This window comes from Holdemania sp. (assembly GCF_986127675.1).
In genome coordinates this window covers 1-17,729 of record NZ_CFQZWI010000063.1, presented here as the reverse complement: position 1 = coordinate 17,729, position 17,729 = coordinate 1, and the positions used below count along the sequence as shown (strand labels likewise).

The window sequence follows — 17,729 nt, the reverse complement described above, 5'->3', positions numbered from 1 at the left end:
GCTCTTCCGATCTGCTTGTCTGTTAGCGGGCAAGCATCCGGCGGTCTTTGGTCCGACGCTGCTGGGTATTTCAAAAGCGTCTGTCGAAACCGATTCCTTCCTGTCCGCGGCATCCTTCCAGGAAACCACCAAGGTCCTGACCGAAGCGGCGATCAAGGGCAAGGTCGACCATCTGATCGGTCTGAAGGAAAACGTTATCATCGGCAAGCTGATCCCAGCGGGAACCGGCTCAAAATTCGAGCGCGAAACGACGCGCATGATCGAAGAACGGGCAGCGGAGCTGCGCGAGGAACGGGAAGAACGTTCCGTCGATCTGGAAGAAGATGTCAAGCTTCCGGAAGAAATGCTCGGCAATCACGCTGAACCGGCGGTCTAAAATGAACGAGAGAGGGAATATCCGAAAGGAATGTCCCTCTTTTATTCATTGAATTTTCAGTCCGAGTAGCATATCATAATAAAAAAGGTGGGATAACAATGAATTCATATTGTGAACAAGTTTTACATCAGCTGAAACAAAAAGACGCCTCGCAGCCCGAGTTTCTGCAGGCGGTGGAAGAAGTGCTGGCGTCGGTCAGCCTGATTTTTGATCATCATCCGGAATATGAGAAAATGGCAATTCTGGAACGCTTGACAGAACCGGAGCGGATTATCCAGTTTAAAGTACCGTGGATGGACGATCAGGGACAGATGCATGTCAACCGTGGTTACCGGGTTCAATATAACAGCGTCTTGGGTCCCTATAAAGGCGGTCTGCGGTTTCATCCGGCGGTGACGCTGGGGATGATGAAATTCCTGGCGTTTGAACAGATCTTCAAGAATGCCCTGACCACGCTGCCGATCGGCGGCGGCAAGGGTGGCAGTGATTTCGATCCGAAAGGCAAGAGCGATGCAGAAGTGATGCGCTTCTGCCAGAGCTTTATGATTGAATTGTCCAAGCATATCGGTCCGGACGTCGATGTGCCGGCCGGCGATATGGGCGTTGGCGCACGGGAAATCGGTTATTTATACGGTCAGTACCGGCGTCTGAAGGGCGTCAGCGAGCGCGGTGTGTTAACTGGCAAGGGCGTAGGCTATGGCGGCAGTCTGGCACGTAAAGAAGCGACCGGCTACGGGTTGATCTACTTCGTCTTGGAAATGATGAAAGCGGCGCAGATGGATCCGCAGGGGAAGAAAGCGATTGTCAGCGGCAGCGGCAACGTCGCGATCTATGCCGCGGAAAAAGCGCAGCAGAACGGAATTCAGGTCATCGCGATGAGCGATTCCAAAGGCTATATCGTCGATGAACAGCTGGATCTGAATACGGTGAAGAAAATCAAGGAACAGCTGCGCACCTCGCTTTCAGCATATCCGGAAATGGCAGGCCATGGCAAATATCATGAAGGTTCGGTCTATGATGCCAACCTGAAGGTTGATCTGGCTTTCCCGTGCGCGACGCAGAACGAGATCAACAAGGAACGTGCCCGGCGCTTAATCGAAGCGGGCTGCCAACTCGTTGCCGAGGGCGCGAACATGCCGAACGATAACGAAGCGATCGCTTTGTATCGTCAGCAGGGAATCCTGTTCTCCCCGGGTAAGGCGTCCAACGCCGGCGGCGTTGCGACTTCCGCGTTGGAAATGAGCCAGAACAGTATGCGTCTGGCCTGGTCGTTTGAAGAAGTCGACGACAAGCTGCGCGGGATTATGATCTCTATTCACAAGCAATGCCAGGAAGCAATCCGGCAGTATGCGCTGGATCCGAAGGATTATGTGACGGCCGCCAACATCGCCGGTGTTCAGAAGGTGATTGACGGAATGATCGCGATGGGCGATTATTAAAAAGCAAATCGCCGCCGTGTTTTTAAGGCCAACGCGAATCCAACATAAAAGGAGAATCACAATGAAACAACCGGTTTACTATACCATCAGGGTTACTGAGGGAGGCTGGCGATGAAGCTGGCCCTTCTCTTTTTCGGCCTGATCGCCGCCTATCTGTTGATTGGCTGGCTCATCAGTTTTCCAATTCAATTACGATCCTATACACTGTCCAGTCCGAAGATCAAAACGCCGGTCAGACTGGCGGTCGTCTCCGATCTGCACAGCACGGTCTACGGACCGAATCAAAAGCGGCTGCTGGACAAGCTGCGGCAATCCCGGTGCGATCTCATTCTCATGCCGGGAGATATCATCGACGATATCAAACCGCTGCGGGGCGCGGAATTATTTCTTGATCAGGCTGCGGCGATAGCGCCGTGTTATTATTGCACAGGCAACCATGAAAATATTGATACTCTGATCACGCTCCCGGAGGTCAAAGCACGGGTGCGTCAGGCGGGAATTACCGTTTTGGACAGCAGGAAAGAAACCATCACGATCCGCGGAACACGATTCACGTTGTGCGGAATTGACGATCCCCGCAAATATGCGTATATTGATCGGGATTCACAAGAGGAAATTGAACTGATGAAGGCGCTGGGTTCGGTGCAGACCTGCCCGGAATATACGATACTCTTAGCGCACCGGCCGGAACGTTCGCCGATCTACGCGCAGTTCGGGTTTGATCTGATCGTGTCCGGCCATGCCCATGGCGGACAGGTTCGAATTCCCGGTTTGATCAACGGTTTGTTTGCGCCCCGGCAAGGCTGGTTCCCGAAGCGGGCAGGCGGTTTGTATCAGGAACAGAACTCGGATTTAATCGTTTCCCGGGGATTATGCCGGCGATGGTATCTGCCGCGAATCTTCAATCCGGTTGAAATTCCCGTAATTGAACTCACTCACAATGACGGATAAAAGAACGAAACGCTTCGTTCTTTTCTTTTTAATCAGCGTGAAATGTGAAGTAAAACGTTTAATTCACATTGAATTCGGTAAAATTGTAACGTTTAACTGGACTTTTGATTTATAATAAGAAAAAAGAAAGGAGTGAGTTCATGAATCAAATTCGGGACGTTGTGAATTTGGACACCAAAGCGTTTATTATGTTTTCAGATTTAATCAAACAGTTTTATGAAGTAAAATCCGATACGCTTAAAGTTTTGAATCTCAAGTTATCCCATCTAAAAATCCTGCATCTGTTGTCTGACCACAATGGAATTAATCAGCAGGAAATTGCGGTCATTTCCGCCAGTAAGCGCTCTACAATTTCAGAAATCATTTCAGAAATGGAGAGTGAGGATCTGGTGATGCGAATCGGCAACGATAAAGACCGCCGAGTAATGAACATCTTCCTGACGGAGAGAGGGAAAACCGCTTCGGATCTTATTCAGTCGGAATTCAGAAAATATTGTATGCAATGTATGGACAGTTTCTCAGACGCTGAAGTTTTGCTTTTCCAGCAGCTGCTCAACCGGTTTCAATTTCAAAACGAAAAAAAATAAACGCTGCGAATCGAAGCTCATTGGAAGTTTTCCTCTTCTGGAAGACTTCTTTTTTTAGTGTTGGTAAGAATGAAGATCAGGATCAAAAAAGGAAAATAACGAAGATGCGGCTTGTCAGACATCGGGGGTGTTTGCTTGTTTCCTGACGGGATTGGCCGTATAATAAAAACAGAAAGGTTCTGCTTACAGAGAGCGGAAACAGGAGGGAAACATGCGGGAATGTTCACTGCACTTTGATTTTGTCAACGCCGAGGGCAAGCTGGATCTCAACAAGGCGGACACGCTCATGGAAATGGCGTTGAAATTAGGCATTCATACGTTCAATACCTATTGGGATCAGGAGGTGTATCCGGAAAAGGATGCCGAAGATCAGGAATTTGCCGATCAGATTCATGCGCTGGCTGTCCAAAAAGGGATGAAGCTGTCGTCTTATCATTTCGTCGGTTCCGTGTTGGACGAGGACGATCCTGAACAGAAACGGGTCCGTCATTATATGCAGAAAAGTCTGGATATTTACAGTGTATTGGAACCGGGGGTGTTCGTTGTGCATCCGGGGACTTTTTCAGACGGGGGATTTAAGAAAAATAAAATCGTTCATCAAGCTTCGTTAGAAAAATGGGGTGCAGAAGAAACGCACCGGCGGGTTGTGGAAAACCTGCGCTGGTTTGGTCAGCGGGCTGCTGAAAAAGGAATCCGGCTGGCAATCGAGAATATCTATGGCGGGCGTTTTTACAGTCAGATCGACGAATTGATTGCGCTGGTAGAAGAAGTGAATCTGGAGAATGTCGGTTTCTGTCTGGACGTCGGCCACGCGAATGTGGACGGCGTGGATATCCCGGCCACGATCCAGCGCATGGGAAAGAAGCTGTACGAAGTGCATCTGCATGACAACAACGGGAAAAAGGATCAGCATCTGCCGATCGGTTTTGGTACGGTGAACTGGATTGAAGTTATTGAAGCGCTCAATGCGATCAATTATCCAGGCACTGCGACCTTTGAGTTCTTCCGCTGGCCGCTGCCGGATTACGAACAAGGATTAACCCGCGCGGTGGAAATGTGGCGCACGCTGGAGTTCATTCAGGAAAACGGATATTTCACGACCAACTGGAATTAACGGGAGTCAGAAAAAAAGTCGGTTTTCAAAAATCATGAAGAAGACAAAAAAAGCCGGAGCCCAGAGTGTTTACTCGGGGTGTTCCGGCTTTCGTTGTTGATGGACAAAGCTCAGAAGTGCTTCTTTTTGATTCGGAATCTGATCTTCCATCACCGCTTTCAGCGTTTGCGTTAAAAGTGCGGAGATCTGGGGGCGGGGACAGCCGGCGGCGATCAAGTCAGCGCCGTTGACCGCCAGTTGTTTGAGGGTCAGGCAGTCCTGGCCGCGAATTTCTTCACTGGCGGCGATCAGGCGAGCGGCTTGTTGCGGTGTAAGCCGGTTTAAGCCCTGTTGAAGCTGGATCCATTCCACGACCAAATCCGGAAGTTCGCTGATCAGAAGCCGCAAACCAATGCGATCCTGAGGAAGCGGGCGATTTTGATATTGGACAAGTTGGATCAGATTTTTTTTGTTTCGATTGGAAAACCTCAGCTGCCCAGCCCAATGCTGAGCCTGATCAATGCAATAGGTCAACGGCGCTTGCGGCAATTCCAGAAAGAAACAGGCCAGCCGGGGCAGCGTCACCGGCGGACAGAATCGGAATGCGTCGAACGCTTTTTGAATCGCCTGCGGTGATTGCAGGGCGGGAAGCTGAGGAAACAGAACCGTGAGAATTTCATGATTGCCGGCGAAGATTTCCGGCCAGCGAAGTCCGACGACCATCTTTTCCATTTCCCGGGCAATGCGCTCGGCAGACAACACCCGCAGCAGTTCTTTCTGATGAAAGAGCGCGGAACGTGTGTCAGGATGGATTGTAAATCCCAGGGTGGAAGCGAACCGCAGCGCCCTGAGAATCCGCAGCGCATCTTCGTCAAACCGCTGCACCGGATCGCCAATGCAGGCAATGATTTTGTTTTTCAGGTCTTGCTGGCCATCGAAATAATCCCGCAGTCCGAGATCCGGATGCCAGCACAGCGCGTTGATCGTAAAATCCCGCCGCGCGCAGTCTTCCTGTAAAGATCGTGAAAAGTGAACGGATTCGGGATGCCGGTGATCGTGGCAGCCGGCATCAGATCGGTAAGTCGTGACTTCGATCGGAAAATCGTGAATCATGACCGTCACTGTGCCGTGCTTCAATCCCGTCGGAATCACCAGGTATCCCGCATTGCGGAAGCAGGCGATCGTCTGTTCAGGCAAAGCGGAGGTCGTTACGTCGATATCCTGCACCGGCCGTTCCAACAATGCGTCGCGAACGCAGCCACCCACCCACCAGGCTTCATAACCCGCTTCGTTAAGGCACTTCAGGCCGGTCAATCCGGCACTGCGCAGCGTGGGATTCATTCCTTATCTTCCTTGCGGATGGTATCCAGATAGCTGTAAAGTGTAAACTTGGAAATATCGAGGAAGGCGCAGATCTTATCACCGCTCTTTGTGATCAGGAAAGCGCCCTTGTGATCAAGGAATCGAACGATTTCCATCTTTTCTTCCTTATTCATTTCCCTGGCAGGCTTGTCCATGCGCTTGCGGCATTCCTGCAGAAGCAGCTCCAGAATCTGATTGACGTCGTTGGTAAACGGTTCCTCGCCGATCTTTTTTTCTTCCTGCGGAAGCAGGGTAAATGCGTCCAGATTTTTTCGAGCTTCCACCAGCGGCGTGATGTCGGTATTCAGACACAGTGAACCGATATTCTTCCCTTCGCTGTCCTGAAAGAAAATTGAGCTGTTGCGGATGATCCGGCCATCGTCGGTCACCATGACTTTATTATAGCGGTGAGTGTCGGTTTGTTCGCTGGAGAGAACCTCCAGTCCCCAGGCGCCGCCGCCGTCGCCAATCTTTCTTCCGCTGATCTGGCCGTTGCGGATATCAATGATCGTATGCGCATAATCCTTCGTGTTGTCATGCAGCACGATTTCGCATTGCGGTCCGAAATGATGTTCCAGCAGATCCAGAATCTGGGAAAAAAGCAGACGTTGTTCTTCGATCGAATTCACCTGCGAATTCCTCCTTTTTCTCTAATGAATATTGTTTCAGAGGAGTGGATAAATGTCAAGATAGTCCGGATGAAACCTAAAATATTTTTAGCATATTACTAAATATCTAAAAAAAATTTAGAACATCTCTTTACAAACCGGGGAAAGCATGTATACTAGAAGTGTATCAACTCATAAAAAAAAGGAGTGGAAATCATGGATGCAATTTTAGAAAAAATCAGCCGGATCGGCATTGTGCCGGTCATCAAAATCGACCGGATCGAGGATGCTGAACCGCTGGCCAGGGCGTTGTGCGAGGGTGGTCTGCCTGTCGCCGAGGTGACGTTCCGTACTGAACATGCCAGGCAGGCGATGCAGATCATCAATGAAAAGTTCCCGGAAATGATCCTGGGTGCAGGCACCGTTCTGACGACCAAGCAGGTCGACGATGCGATCGAAGCGGGAGCGAAGTTCATCGTTTCGCCGGGACTGAATCCGGAGATCGTCCGTTACTGCCAGTCTAAAAACATCATGATTCTGCCAGGCTGCGCGAATGCCAGCGATATTGAAGCAGCGTTGTCATTTGGCTTAACCACGGTGAAATTCTTCCCGGCTGAGCCGTTAGGCGGCCTGAAAATGATTAAGGCGCTGGCGGCTCCGTATGTGAACGTCAACTTCATGCCGACCGGCGGAATTAAGGAAAATAATATCTGCGAATACCTGGCTTACGACCGGATCGTGGCCTGCGGCGGCACCTGGATGATCGATTCCAAGCTGATTGCCAACGGTGAATTCGATAAGATTAAGGAACTGACGCAGAACGCAGTTAAGACGATGCTGGGTCTGAAGCTGGATCATGTCGGCATCAACGCTACGCCGTCAACCTCTGAAGGGATTGCGAACGAAATGGCAGGTCTGCTTCAGTGCGATGTCCGCGCCACATCCAAGAGCTTCTTTGCGGGCGAGACCGTGGAAGTGATGAATGAAAACGGCCGCGGAACGCATGGGCATATCTGTTATACCGTGAATTCTGTGGATCGCGCTGTCCGTTACTTTGAAGCACGGGGTTATAAATTCGTTGAAGAAACGAAACAGTTCGATGCCAGGGGGCATCTGAAATTTGCTTACTTTGAAGGTGAAATCGGCGGCTTTGCGATTCATCTGAAAAATGCGGCATAAGGAAAGGGGTAAATCTCAATTATGAAAATCATTACATTAGGCGAAATCATGCTTCGTTTGTCCACGCCGGGCAATACTCGTTTTGTTCAATCTGATTCCTTTGACGTCGTTTACGGCGGCGGCGAAGCGAACGTCGCGGTTTCTTTGGCTAATTATGGTCATGACGCGTATTATGTCACCAAGCTGCCGAAGCATGAAATCGGTCAGTCGGCGGTCAACGCACTGCGCCGGTATGGCGTGCATACCGACTACATCGCCCGCGGCGGTAATCGGGTAGGCATCTATTATCTGGAAACCGGAGCTTCAATGCGGGCTTCCAAGGTTATTTATGATCGTGCGGGTTCCTCGATTGCCGAGGCTTCGGTCGATGATTTCGATTTCGATACGATCATGGAGGGGGCCGATTGGTTCCACTGGTCGGGCATCACGCCGGCGATCAGCGCCAACGGCGCGGCTTTGACCAAAGCGGCCTGCATTGCGGCGAAGAAGCACGGCGTTACTGTTTCCTGCGATTTAAACTATCGTAAAAAGCTGTGGACACCAGCCGAAGCGCAGGCGGTCATGAAGGATCTGATGCAGTATGTCGATGTCTGCATCGGCAATGAAGAAGATGCGGAGCTGTGCCTGGGCTTTAAGCCGGAAGGAACGGATGTTTCCAGCGGCAAGCTGGATCTGAACGGCTACAAGACAATCTTTGAGCAGATGCGCGTCCAGTTCGGTTTCAAGACGGTCTGCACAACGCTGCGCGAAAGCTTCTCCGCCACGCATAACGGCTGGTCGGCGTTGATTTATGACGGCGAGGAATTCTATCAGTCCAAGCGGTATGAGATCAATCCGATTGTTGACCGGGTCGGCGGCGGCGATTCGTTCTCCGGCGGTCTGATTCACGGCCTGTTAACCAAGAAGACGCAGGGTGAAGCTCTGGAATTCGCGGTTGCGGCTTCGGCGTTGAAGCACACGATCAACGGCGATTTCAATCTGGTCAGCGCCGAGGAAGTCGAAGCGCTGGCAGGCGGTGACGGCTCTGGACGTGTTCAGCGCTAATTTAGAACAATGAATTATCAATCCTTTGTTCCTCTAGGGAGCAGAGGATTTTTTTGTGTTATTTTATTGAGTTGGAATAAAAGCAGATCAACGCTGAAATTAATTCAAGAAAGGCAAAAAGATTGTTTCATTCGTTATTCGATCGCAGGCTTAACTAACTATTTTAAATATTCACGATAATACATGGGGATTAAGGTAGATCATGTTAATTTGGAAAAAGTGATGAGTCTATGAATTACGATGTACAGCTTCTCAAAATGGGATGTTTCTGACGTGAGAGTGCAGCTGATTTAATACATAGATTCGGATTGCCGACACGCTGCTTTATACAGATAAAAAGCGAGGTTTGATAACTGATATTCGTAAAAATTACTCCGTTGCGGTCAATCTTGAAACAGTCGTGCCGGCCGCAATGTTTTTGAGATCGCCTCCGGGATAGCCGCAGATGCCTCTATTTCTCATCATTCCGCTTTTGTATATGACAAACAAAGGATGGAAATTCGCAAATAAATTGAAAATGAGCTGAAGAATATCATGACGACACAGGGATATACGCTTTCTGATCGCAGTAAAAAGGTTCAAAGTTTGGATTCATTTATAGATCAGTCTTTCATAAAAATAAGATCTAACAGATGGAAACGCTCGATATCCAAAGAACCCAGCGCCTGATAACAGCTGTTGCAATAGGCGACCACTCGTTTGTCAGGATAGTAACCAGCCTGAGCTTGCAAAAGCTTTTGCTGCTTGGCAAAATCCAGAATTTTAACCTGAGCCTGCAGCGCTTTGAAGTAAGTCGGGGCGCTTTGCAGATTTCGCTCGCTGATCGGATTCATCAAAAGGGTGCCGCAGGTGGGCGGCGCTGTCTCACCCATTTCATGCACGGTATAATTCATTCTCGCCAGCAAGCTGCGAACCTGACGGCGCAGAGGGACATCTGCCCGGGCGCAGTCCTGCAGCGTGATGACCTGTCCGTGCACATCAGGCCAGAGAAACTCACAATCCTGCTCCAACAAGTCATAAAGTGTTATGACTGAACAAGAAGGAAATCGTTCTTTAAGAATCGCTGTGCAGCTGAGACAAACCGTGATCAGGGTATCGCCGGACTGAAACTTCAATCCCTCACTCCGGCAGCAGCCCGTCGTTTCAGCGTTCCAGCGACATTGAAGATAATCCCTTATTTCAGCGGCAGTTTGCGGATGGGCAGCCTGAAACTGACAGCTGGGAAATGCAGTAAACATCAAATCCCTCCTTTAGAACTGACTGAACTTTGCCATGAATTCATCATAATTTCTCGTTTCCAACAATTCAAAAGCCAGATGACTATTTTGAATAATTTTGGAGATTTTATCAAAGAAAATCCGTGTCAATGCCTGATTCTCATTGATACAGACCAAGAAAATAATCTGAACCGGTTTCGCATTCCACGTCACCGGTTTTTTCAGCTTGCAGATGGAGATAAAATTCGGCAGCTGTTCCGGGTTTAACGGATGCGGAATCGCAATTTTATTATTATATTCGGTTGTCCCCATGCGCTCCCGGGCGGCGACGGAATCATAGAAATTCGCAGGCAGCGGCAAACTTTTTCGAATGTGTTCAATTTGTTTCATCAAGGCTTCCTGCCGTGAAGAAGCGCTGATTTCCAGATACAGCTCGGGACGGATCAGTTTGTCCAGATGAAACTTCTCATTCAGATTGTTCAGCAGCAGGCGCAGGATATGCAGATCATTCTCCGAAAGACTTGGCTGGATTTTTAACGTCGGTTTATCGAAACGCAGATTCATTTCCGTGGCATTAAGAATCACGTCGAACTTTTTCAGTTCCTCTGCATCCAGCGATTTCGCATCGAACAGCTTGACCAGATTGATAAAATCCGCCAGCGTTTTGTTTAGCCGGTAAGCGATCAGCTTAAACAAACTGGAAATATCGTTGGAGATCACGGCGATATTCACTTTTACCCGCGCTTCCGGGCCCCGCTCCAGAGCCAGCGCGATGTGCAGCGTGAAGTACATGATTTCTTCCTCGGACACGGCGATGCCATATTTTCTGGGAATAAACGACAGGCCGCAGACCGCCAGCTCGTTGGCGAACGGAAACTCGTCGCGGATCGACGACAGATTCGACTGCGTGACCTGCATGTTATTTTCCAGCCGGTGCAGAAACGGCACGATGTGCGTTAAGAGATTCGCCCGCAGATCCTTATCCTCAAACAAATCGATTTTGGACAGCTTCAAGATATTGCGCAGAAATAAATTATAAAAAACAACGGCGTCCTGCGGCAGATCCTCACCCAGACTTCCATGATCGGCGTTGATTTTCTTTTTCCCGTTGATATGGAAGGCAAAATAACACAGCTCCGCTTCCGGCAGCGACACATGGAAAATTTCCTCAATCGAGCGGTTGATATCAATCGCTGTTTTGTATTCCAGCGACTGCCGCATGGCTTCGCTGACTTCCTGATTGATGATATTGTTGGTTTCCACGCGGTTGATCGCGATCAGAATATGCAGCGACAGCGCGCTGCAGGAATCGGCGGTGATTGAAATGTTGGCATTCATCAGTGATTCCGCGATGACGTGCTGAATCAGGCTCAGCTGCTTCGATTTGTAACTGGTCTCCTGCGGCAGAAAGTCGATGATTCCGCTGATCGACGCTTCCTTGGACAGACATCGGCGGATATCCTTTTCCTTGCCGGTGATCCGATAGCCGTTGCTGTGACTGTGCTGCAGCGTCAGATGATAGCGTTCCAGCGTCGGCTTCAGCTCCTTGAGATCCTTGCGCAGCGAGGAAGGAGAAATATAAATTTCATCGGCCAGATCGTATAAATTGAGATATTCATTTTCTGTGATCAGCCGGGCAAGCAGATATTTTTTGCGGTTTTCCGGAGAGCCGACGTCATTGACTTCCCCCACGCTTAAAGACTGGACATAATGATTGAATTTATCCGGATCGTAAACGATCAACACCGATCCTGATCCGCGCTTGATTAAAATATCAGCTCCGTTTTCCATCAATTCATCCTTGAGCTGATTGATGTATTTCAACAATGTCTTGACGCTGACGTTCAGCGTAAAAGCCAGCGCCGAGCTGGACAGCGGTTCCGAGGAAGCCATCAGCTTCTGAAGCAGAATCAGCCGGTCTTTTTCGTACATAAAACGCCCCTCTTTTCTTTTTCATTATAAACAATTATAAAATTTGAAATTGCCTTTATCTTCTTTAACACAAAGGTAAATTCTTCAAATAAAGTTTACCTTTTCGATAGGGAACTCCTTTCCTACACCGTTTTCTTTCCGGTGGTATAAATAAATCAGAAGCCAAGAGGAGGGTAACGCAATGAACATTTTACTGGTCTGCGCCTGCGGTTCCAGCACCAGCGTCGTCTTGCAGAAAATGAAAGAAAACCTGACAAGCGACGAACCGTGGACAATCGAAGCAAAGTCGTTGTCGGAGGCGAAGAAGGTCATGGGGAAATATGACTATGTCCTGCTGGCGCCGCAGATCCGCTATCAAATTAAAACGGTGCAGAGTCTGGCCGAGCCGTATGAGGGTTTAACGGTCATGAATATTGAACCGGCAGACTTCGGCCGCTGCAACGGCAAGGCGATTCTGGATCAGATTCGCCGCTGCGAACAGGCAAAACAAAAATAAAAGGGAAAAGGGGGACTTTATTCCATGGCGAAACAACAGCACGAAAAAAAGAAATTCCTCGACCGGTTTGAAGAATTATGTATGCCGATGGCGACCTTCTTCGGAACCGAACCGCACTTTCTGGCGCTGCGCGACGGCGTTGTCAGCGCGCTGCCGTTTACGTTTGTCGGCGGCATTGCTTTCTTAATCTATAAGTGCCCGTGGCAGGAAGGCTACGCGACCGGCGTTGGTTTCTTTGATGCCTTTATGAACGCCTGGTTCCAGATGTCGACGAACTTCAAGGACATCTGTTACGCGCCGTATGGAGCGACGCTGGGCATCATCTCGATTTTTATCTGTTTCACCGTAGCGTATTCGCTGGCCGAGCATTATAAAAAGAACGCCGTCAATTTCGCGGTGTGCGCAACCTCGATATATCTGTTGATCGCCTCACCGGTTATTTCCGGCGCGATGTCGATTGCCTATTTAGGCTCCGTCGGCATTCTGGTCGCCTGTCTGGTCGCTCTGGGATCGGTGGAAATCATGCGGATTTCGATTGAGAAGGGCTGGACGATTCACATGCCGCCCAGCGTCCCGCAGGTCATTGAGAATACGTTCAGTACGATTTTCCCATATGTCTACGCGTTGATACTCTTCTATGCGCTGAGCGTGATTTCCCAGCTGGCTTTCGGCAAGCTGCTGCCGGAGCTGTGGCAGTACATCTTCACGTTAATTACCGTGGCGGTGGAAAATCCGGTCGCCGTCACCGTGCTGACCGCGTTTGAAAACCTGTTGTTCTCGTTCGGCATTCATCCGACGACGGTCGTCGGGCCGCTTCTGGATCCGCTCCAGCTGGTCACGCTGACTGCCAATGCCGAAGCCTTCGCGGCCGGTACCGCGCTGAACGCTCTGCCGCACGTCTATACCCAGTCGTTCTGGGCGTATTATTCCTGCATCGGCGGAGCGGGCTCCACGCTGGCCTTGTGCGCAATGTGCGTCAAGAGTAAGTCGAAACAGCTCAGCGCCGTCGGCAAGGTGGCGATCGTCCCGTCGCTGTTCAATATCAACGAGCCGGTGATCTTCGGCCTGCCGATCTTCCTGAATCCGATTCTGGTCATTCCGTTCATGTTAGCGCCATCGGCCAATATTCTGTTAGGCTGGCTGTGTACCTCGCTGGGGCTGGTCAATCATTCGTTCCTGTTTTTGACCTCGACAACGCCGACCGTGCTGGGCGCGTTCATCTCGACGCTGGACTGGCGCTCCTGCCTGTTAGTCGTCGTGATGTTCGCCATCGACTGGGTGATCTATTATCCGTTCTTCAAGATCTATGAAAAACGCTGCATCGAGCAGGAAAGCGGGGAAGCCGCTGAGTTGGAAGCGTCCGCCAACGCATCCGCATAAGACAAAAGAAACGAGGCAGAAACATGACCGATATCAAAATGACAGCTTTTGAAATTATCTCGTATGCCGGGGACGCAAAAAGCTCTGCTTACGAAGCGCTGGAAGCGGCGAAACAGAATGATCATGCCGGCTATGAAGCGAAGATGGAAGAAGCGGAAAACAAAATTAACGAGGCTCATAAAGCGCAGTACGCGATGCTTCAGGAGGAGGCTGCCGGACAGATGCACGCCGAGTTTTCGATTATCGTCGTGCATGCTCAGGATCATTTGATGACAACGATGGCGACGATTGATCTGATCAAAGAGCTCAGCGAACTGTATTTCCTGCGGCACGCATAAACGACAGACAGCTGCCTGCATCTCAGGCAGCTTCTTTTCCAATCAGACTATTTCAGGTCAGACTATTTCAGACTGAACAAGCAAGCGGCGGAAGGGTCGCCACGAAAGCGGGTAGAAATACACAAAACAAAAGGTGAAAGTAAAACGCAAAATTAAAAACGGAAGTAAAACAATATAGTGAATCGCGAAAGCAGAATATAGAGTAAAAACGCAGAAGTCAAAAACTTGAAGAAGGAGGAAGCGATGAAACACGGATTTCCAGACGATTTTTTATGGGGCGGCGCGATTGCGGCCAATCAGGCAGAGGGGGCATGGCAGGAAGGCGGCAAAGGGCTGTCCGTACCCGACGTGGACTGGCACAATCCCCATTTAGTCCGCGGCGGCAAGCGCGATGCGGATTCAGAAATGACCAGCACCCGGTTAAATGAATTATTAGCGATCAGGGAGGACTGGCAGTTCCCCAAGCGCAGCGGCATTGATTTTTATCACACCTACAAGGACGATCTGGCGCTGATGAAGCAGCTGGGACTGAAAGCCTTCCGCACCTCGATCAACTGGGCGCGGATCTATCCCAACGGCGACGACGAGCAGCCCAACGAAGAAGGTCTGCAATTCTACGACGACCTGATCGACACGATTGTAGCCAATGGCATGGAGCCGATCATTACGCTGTTTCATTACGAACTGCCGTTAAAGCTGGTGACGGAATACGGCGGGTGGCGCGATAAACGCCTGATCGACTTTTACGCCCGCTTTGCCCGGACTTGTTTTGAGCGCTATCGGGGAAAGGTGAAATATTGGATTCTGATCAATCAGATCAACCTGATTTATGTCGAATCGTTTAATTCTCTGGGTATTCTGTGCGATCAGGTCGACAATCTGGAAGAAGCGAAATATCAGGCGATTCACAATCAGTTTGTGGCCTGTTCGCTGGCGACCAGGCTGGGACGGGAGATCGATCCGGAATTCAAGCTCGGTATGATGATTTCCGATCATAATTGCTACCCGGAAACCGCGTCGCCGGAGGATGTGTTCAGCACCCTGCAGAAAAATCAGATGAGTCAGTTTTTCTATGGCGACGTGCGGATCCGCGGACAGTATCCGGGCTATGCGCTGCGGTATTTTGAGGATCATCAGCTGAACATTGTGATGACGCAGGAGGAACTGGATCTGATTCACAACTATACTGCCGATTATATGGCATTCAGCTATTATTACTCGCGAATGAATTCAGCGGTTCACAACACGGCCGATCTGAATGATATCTCCCGTAATCCGCTGCTTCCGGCTTCGATTTGGGGCTGGTGCGTCGATCCGCTGGGACTGCGCAATTCGCTCAACGTGTACTATGACCGCTACCAGCTGCCGCTGATGATCGCGGAGAATGGACTGGGAGCGCTGGATGAGCTGAAAGCAGGAACGGTTGAGGATGATTACCGGATTGATTATCTGCGTGAGCATCTTAAGGCAATCAAGGAAGCGATCCGCGATGGCGTCGAGGTGTTCGCTTACTGCGCATGGGGACCGATTGATATTGTCAGCTGCACGACCAATGAAATGTCCAAACGTTATGGGTTTGTGTATGTCGATCTGAACGACGACGGCACAGGCAGCCGGAAACGGTTTAAGAAAAAGAGCTTTGACTGGTATAAGCGGGTGATTGAAACGAATGGAGCGGATCTCTAGCCTGTCGTGGAAGACAGCGGTTCTGGCAGCGCTGGCCGGAGTGGGCATCGGCGCGGGTGTCGGCTTGATCTTAAACGCGAATATCGGTTCGGACACGGTCACGGTTTTCCAGGATGGGCTGCATTGCCAGCTGCATATCAGCTATGGTCAGGCGTCGCGGCTGTATAATCTGGTTTTGATTGCGGCGGCGTTTCTGACCGCGCGGAACTACTTCGGGGCCGGTACTGTGATTTCAGCGCTGGTCACCGGCTTCGCGATTGACGGCACAGTGGCCCTGACCGGCAGTCTGATCGCCGGGTTTACTCTGCCCGGACGCCTGCTTGTCTTCCTCCTCGGGCAAATGGTATATGCGTTCAGCCTCGCGATGTTGATCCGCTGTCAGCTGGGCATGAATGGACTGGACAGCCTGCTTCATGCAGCACAGGCCCGCTTGGGCATATCGTATTCGATTCTGCGCTGGGGCGCGGATCTGGCACTGACGGTGCTGGGCTGTCTGGCCGGCGGCATCGCGGGCGTCGGTACGGTGATTTCCATTGTCACGACGGGCCCGCTGATCCATCGGTTTCAAAGAGGAAGGAGGACTGAATCATGCTCAAATTGATTTTGTTGTCGATCCTGGGTGTCGCGGGGCTGGCGCTGCCGCTCACGTTGATTCTCACGGCGAAAGAGAAACCGAAAATCCCCGGCGTCTTGTTGGGAGCCGCATTTTATTTAACCGCCAATCTGTTCTTGAATGTGTTTAAAAATGCCTGGTCGCTGAATCTGGATACGCCCACCTCCACGGTCTTTTATTTGATCACGGCGGTCTTGACCTGGACGCTGACCGCCGCGTTGTTTTTTCGCCGTTTTCGTCCGGCTTCGCTCGGCAGAATCAGTCTGATTTATGGCGGCTATGCGCTGATCAATACGTTTGTCGTGACGATGGCCAGCTATTCTCCGCTGATTCAGTATGGTTTACTGGAGGTCAGCGGTCAGACTGCCCAGCTTCCTGCGGCATCGGCCGCGATATTGAGCGCCGCTTATGCTTCTCTTGGTCCGCTGGAGCTAATTCTGGCATTAATTGAACTGGTGGTGGTTTTCCTGATTCTGGCCCAGCTGTTCCGGCGGTTATTCGCAGATGATTCGGTGAAGCGGCTGGCGGAGTTTGGTCTGGGATTGTTCCTTTTGATGGTGATTCAATATGGAAAATGGGGAATGCTCGTCAGCTTCATCGCCTATGGAATGGAGCTTGCGGGACTTCTGACACTTGGTAAACAAAAGAAGTTGAAACCATGAATGAAACAACATCTGCTTTTCCTTTCGATTTTATCTGAGGCGAAGTCTTTGCGGTAAATCAGAGGGAAGACGACAGGCAAGCTGAGGGCAAGGGCGTTTGTCTGGGGGATATCAATGAATGTGTTGAAAATCTGCCGCGGGATCAGAAATGCAATACCGAAATGATGATAATACGGATTCAGGAAGCGCTGGCGCGAAAAAACAGATTTTCCCCCAAAGCTGCGGCACATCTGTTTTTTATCTGGATTGAAATGAGGGGAAGTGGCTGAATCTAATGGTAAGCTGTGTGCTTGAATCATCAGGAACACAGCTTTTATTTTGGCATCGAATCCTCTTGATCACAAAGCATGAAGTATTGATAGATAATGCCTTGTTATACCTTGAAGAACTATGTATAATAGAAGCATAGAAATTCTAGGTATGGAAGGAGGTTGTTTATGAATTATGATAAAGGCTTGATCGCCGGCAGTTCCGCTTTGTTGGTATTAAGTTTGTTGAAGGAACAGGAACGCTACGGCTATGAATTGATCAAGACGCTCAAAGACCGGTCGAATGACGCGTTTGATTTTAAGGAAGGCACATTGTATCCGATTCTGCACAAAATGGAAAATGAAGGCTGGATCCGTTCGGTAAGCAAAACGGTGAACGGGCGGACGCGCCGGTACTATACCATTACGGCTCGGGGCGTCAAGCAGCTGGAAGCTCAGCAGGAACAGTGGGAAAGCTTTTCTTCCGCAGTCAATCAGGTGCTTTCGTTTCAAGATCG

18 protein-coding genes are annotated in these 17,729 nt (G+C 50.1%); 14 read left to right on the top strand and 4 right to left on the bottom strand.

From position 1 onward, the window contains the following. The 5 genes from AC5OW4_RS10115 to AC5OW4_RS10095 form a co-directional block, all read left to right on the top strand. Positions 1-376: hypothetical protein (locus AC5OW4_RS10115; protein WP_493676924.1), on the top strand; the 376-nt coding region annotated here is incomplete at its 5' end. Between the two features lie 98 nt (positions 377-474). Next, positions 475-1,815: an NADP-specific glutamate dehydrogenase gene (gdhA, locus tag AC5OW4_RS10110; protein ID WP_308560215.1), complete on the top strand. Its 1,341-nt coding sequence runs from the start codon at positions 475-477 to the stop codon at positions 1,813-1,815. 111 nt (positions 1,816-1,926) lie between these two features. After that, positions 1,927-2,766, top strand: coding sequence for a metallophosphoesterase (locus AC5OW4_RS10105; RefSeq protein ID WP_195395793.1), 840 nt, complete (start codon positions 1,927-1,929; stop codon positions 2,764-2,766). Positions 2,767-2,906: 140 nt separating this feature from the next. Next, the gene (locus tag AC5OW4_RS10100) at positions 2,907-3,353 is read left to right on the top strand and encodes a MarR family winged helix-turn-helix transcriptional regulator (RefSeq protein ID WP_072683024.1); all 447 of its coding nucleotides are present in this window, start codon (positions 2,907-2,909) and stop codon (positions 3,351-3,353) included. 211 nt (positions 3,354-3,564) lie between these two features. Next, positions 3,565-4,467 carry a sugar phosphate isomerase/epimerase family protein gene (locus AC5OW4_RS10095; RefSeq protein WP_072683025.1) on the top strand — a complete coding sequence of 301 codons (903 nt, stop codon included), beginning with the start codon at positions 3,565-3,567 and terminating at the stop codon, positions 4,465-4,467. Between the two features lie 69 nt (positions 4,468-4,536). Here AC5OW4_RS10095 and AC5OW4_RS10090 read toward each other — a convergent pair whose 3' ends face one another. Next, positions 4,537-5,787: a CCA tRNA nucleotidyltransferase gene (locus tag AC5OW4_RS10090; protein WP_195395791.1), complete on the bottom strand. Its 1,251-nt coding sequence runs from the start codon at positions 5,785-5,787 to the stop codon at positions 4,537-4,539. Further along, entirely contained in the window at positions 5,784-6,437 is a 654-nt protein-coding gene (locus tag AC5OW4_RS10085; RefSeq protein ID WP_072683027.1) for a helix-turn-helix transcriptional regulator, read from the bottom strand. The genes AC5OW4_RS10090 and AC5OW4_RS10085 overlap by 4 nt, the downstream gene beginning before the upstream one ends. 195 nt (positions 6,438-6,632) lie before the next feature. Here AC5OW4_RS10085 and eda point away from each other — a divergent pair, with 195 nt between their 5' ends. Both eda and AC5OW4_RS10075 read left to right on the top strand, forming a co-directional pair. Further along, positions 6,633-7,595: a bifunctional 4-hydroxy-2-oxoglutarate aldolase/2-dehydro-3-deoxy-phosphogluconate aldolase gene (gene eda / locus AC5OW4_RS10080; protein WP_072683028.1), complete on the top strand. Its 963-nt coding sequence runs from the start codon at positions 6,633-6,635 to the stop codon at positions 7,593-7,595. 21 nt (positions 7,596-7,616) lie between these two features. Further along, positions 7,617-8,639 (top strand): sugar kinase, encoded by a 1,023-nt coding sequence (locus AC5OW4_RS10075; protein WP_072683029.1) that lies wholly within the window; start codon positions 7,617-7,619, stop codon positions 8,637-8,639. Between the two features lie 602 nt (positions 8,640-9,241). Here AC5OW4_RS10075 and AC5OW4_RS10070 read toward each other — a convergent pair. Both AC5OW4_RS10070 and AC5OW4_RS10065 read right to left on the bottom strand, forming a co-directional pair. Further along, positions 9,242-9,877 carry a hypothetical protein gene (locus AC5OW4_RS10070; RefSeq protein ID WP_072683030.1) on the bottom strand — a complete coding sequence of 212 codons (636 nt, stop codon included), beginning with the start codon at positions 9,875-9,877 and terminating at the stop codon, positions 9,242-9,244. A 12-nt stretch (positions 9,878-9,889) separates the two neighbouring features. Continuing rightward, positions 9,890-11,788 carry a BglG family transcription antiterminator gene (locus AC5OW4_RS10065; protein WP_072683031.1) on the bottom strand — a complete coding sequence of 633 codons (1,899 nt, stop codon included), beginning with the start codon at positions 11,786-11,788 and terminating at the stop codon, positions 9,890-9,892. Between the two features lie 181 nt (positions 11,789-11,969). On the opposite strand from AC5OW4_RS10065, the gene AC5OW4_RS10060 reads away from it, so the two are divergent. The 7 genes from AC5OW4_RS10060 to AC5OW4_RS10030 form a co-directional block, all read left to right on the top strand. Beyond that, positions 11,970-12,284, top strand: coding sequence for a PTS sugar transporter subunit IIB (locus AC5OW4_RS10060; RefSeq protein ID WP_072683032.1), 315 nt, complete (start codon positions 11,970-11,972; stop codon positions 12,282-12,284). Positions 12,285-12,308: 24 nt separating this feature from the next. Next, a complete protein-coding gene (locus AC5OW4_RS10055; protein ID WP_195548238.1) occupies positions 12,309-13,664 on the top strand; it encodes a PTS sugar transporter subunit IIC in 1,356 nt (451 codons plus the stop codon). Between the two features lie 23 nt (positions 13,665-13,687). Next, positions 13,688-14,002 carry a PTS sugar transporter subunit IIA gene (locus AC5OW4_RS10050; RefSeq protein WP_006057311.1) on the top strand — a complete coding sequence of 105 codons (315 nt, stop codon included), beginning with the start codon at positions 13,688-13,690 and terminating at the stop codon, positions 14,000-14,002. A gap of 243 nt (positions 14,003-14,245) precedes the next feature. Next, a complete protein-coding gene (locus tag AC5OW4_RS10045) occupies positions 14,246-15,688 on the top strand; it encodes a family 1 glycosylhydrolase (RefSeq protein ID WP_195548237.1) in 1,443 nt (480 codons plus the stop codon). Next, a complete protein-coding gene (locus AC5OW4_RS10040; RefSeq protein WP_195548236.1) occupies positions 15,672-16,289 on the top strand; it encodes a YczE/YyaS/YitT family protein in 618 nt (205 codons plus the stop codon). Before AC5OW4_RS10045 ends, AC5OW4_RS10040 begins: the two co-directional genes overlap by 17 nt. After that, a complete protein-coding gene (locus AC5OW4_RS10035) occupies positions 16,277-16,963 on the top strand; it encodes a hypothetical protein (RefSeq protein WP_195548235.1) in 687 nt (228 codons plus the stop codon). Before AC5OW4_RS10040 ends, AC5OW4_RS10035 begins: the two co-directional genes overlap by 13 nt. Positions 16,964-17,400: 437 nt before the next feature. Continuing rightward, a partial coding sequence (locus AC5OW4_RS10030; protein WP_493676923.1) for a PadR family transcriptional regulator occupies positions 17,401-17,729 on the top strand: 329 nt, incomplete at its 3' end.

Bases quoted from the DNA above. Each gene is read 5' to 3' on its own strand.
- AC5OW4_RS10070 (WP_072683030.1), bottom strand. From the start codon at position 9,877: ATGTTTACTGCATTTCCCAGCTGTCAGTTTCAGGCTGCCCATCCGCAA.
- AC5OW4_RS10040 (WP_195548236.1), top strand. From the start codon at position 15,672: ATGGAGCGGATCTCTAGCCTGTCGTGGAAGACAGCGGTTCTGGCAGCG.
- AC5OW4_RS10105 (WP_195395793.1), top strand. From the start codon at position 1,927: ATGAAGCTGGCCCTTCTCTTTTTCGGCCTGATCGCCGCCTATCTGTTG.
- AC5OW4_RS10100 (WP_072683024.1), top strand. From the start codon at position 2,907: ATGAATCAAATTCGGGACGTTGTGAATTTGGACACCAAAGCGTTTATT.
- AC5OW4_RS10095 (WP_072683025.1), top strand. From the start codon at position 3,565: ATGCGGGAATGTTCACTGCACTTTGATTTTGTCAACGCCGAGGGCAAG.
- eda (WP_072683028.1), top strand. From the start codon at position 6,633: ATGGATGCAATTTTAGAAAAAATCAGCCGGATCGGCATTGTGCCGGTC.
- AC5OW4_RS10055 (WP_195548238.1), top strand. From the start codon at position 12,309: ATGGCGAAACAACAGCACGAAAAAAAGAAATTCCTCGACCGGTTTGAA.
- gdhA (WP_308560215.1), top strand. From the start codon at position 475: ATGAATTCATATTGTGAACAAGTTTTACATCAGCTGAAACAAAAAGAC.
- AC5OW4_RS10075 (WP_072683029.1), top strand. From the start codon at position 7,617: ATGAAAATCATTACATTAGGCGAAATCATGCTTCGTTTGTCCACGCCG.
- AC5OW4_RS10035 (WP_195548235.1), top strand. From the start codon at position 16,277: ATGCTCAAATTGATTTTGTTGTCGATCCTGGGTGTCGCGGGGCTGGCG.
- AC5OW4_RS10045 (WP_195548237.1), top strand. From the start codon at position 14,246: ATGAAACACGGATTTCCAGACGATTTTTTATGGGGCGGCGCGATTGCG.
- AC5OW4_RS10060 (WP_072683032.1), top strand. From the start codon at position 11,970: ATGAACATTTTACTGGTCTGCGCCTGCGGTTCCAGCACCAGCGTCGTC.
- AC5OW4_RS10090 (WP_195395791.1), bottom strand. From the start codon at position 5,787: ATGAATCCCACGCTGCGCAGTGCCGGATTGACCGGCCTGAAGTGCCTT.
- AC5OW4_RS10065 (WP_072683031.1), bottom strand. From the start codon at position 11,788: ATGTACGAAAAAGACCGGCTGATTCTGCTTCAGAAGCTGATGGCTTCC.
- AC5OW4_RS10050 (WP_006057311.1), top strand. From the start codon at position 13,688: ATGACCGATATCAAAATGACAGCTTTTGAAATTATCTCGTATGCCGGG.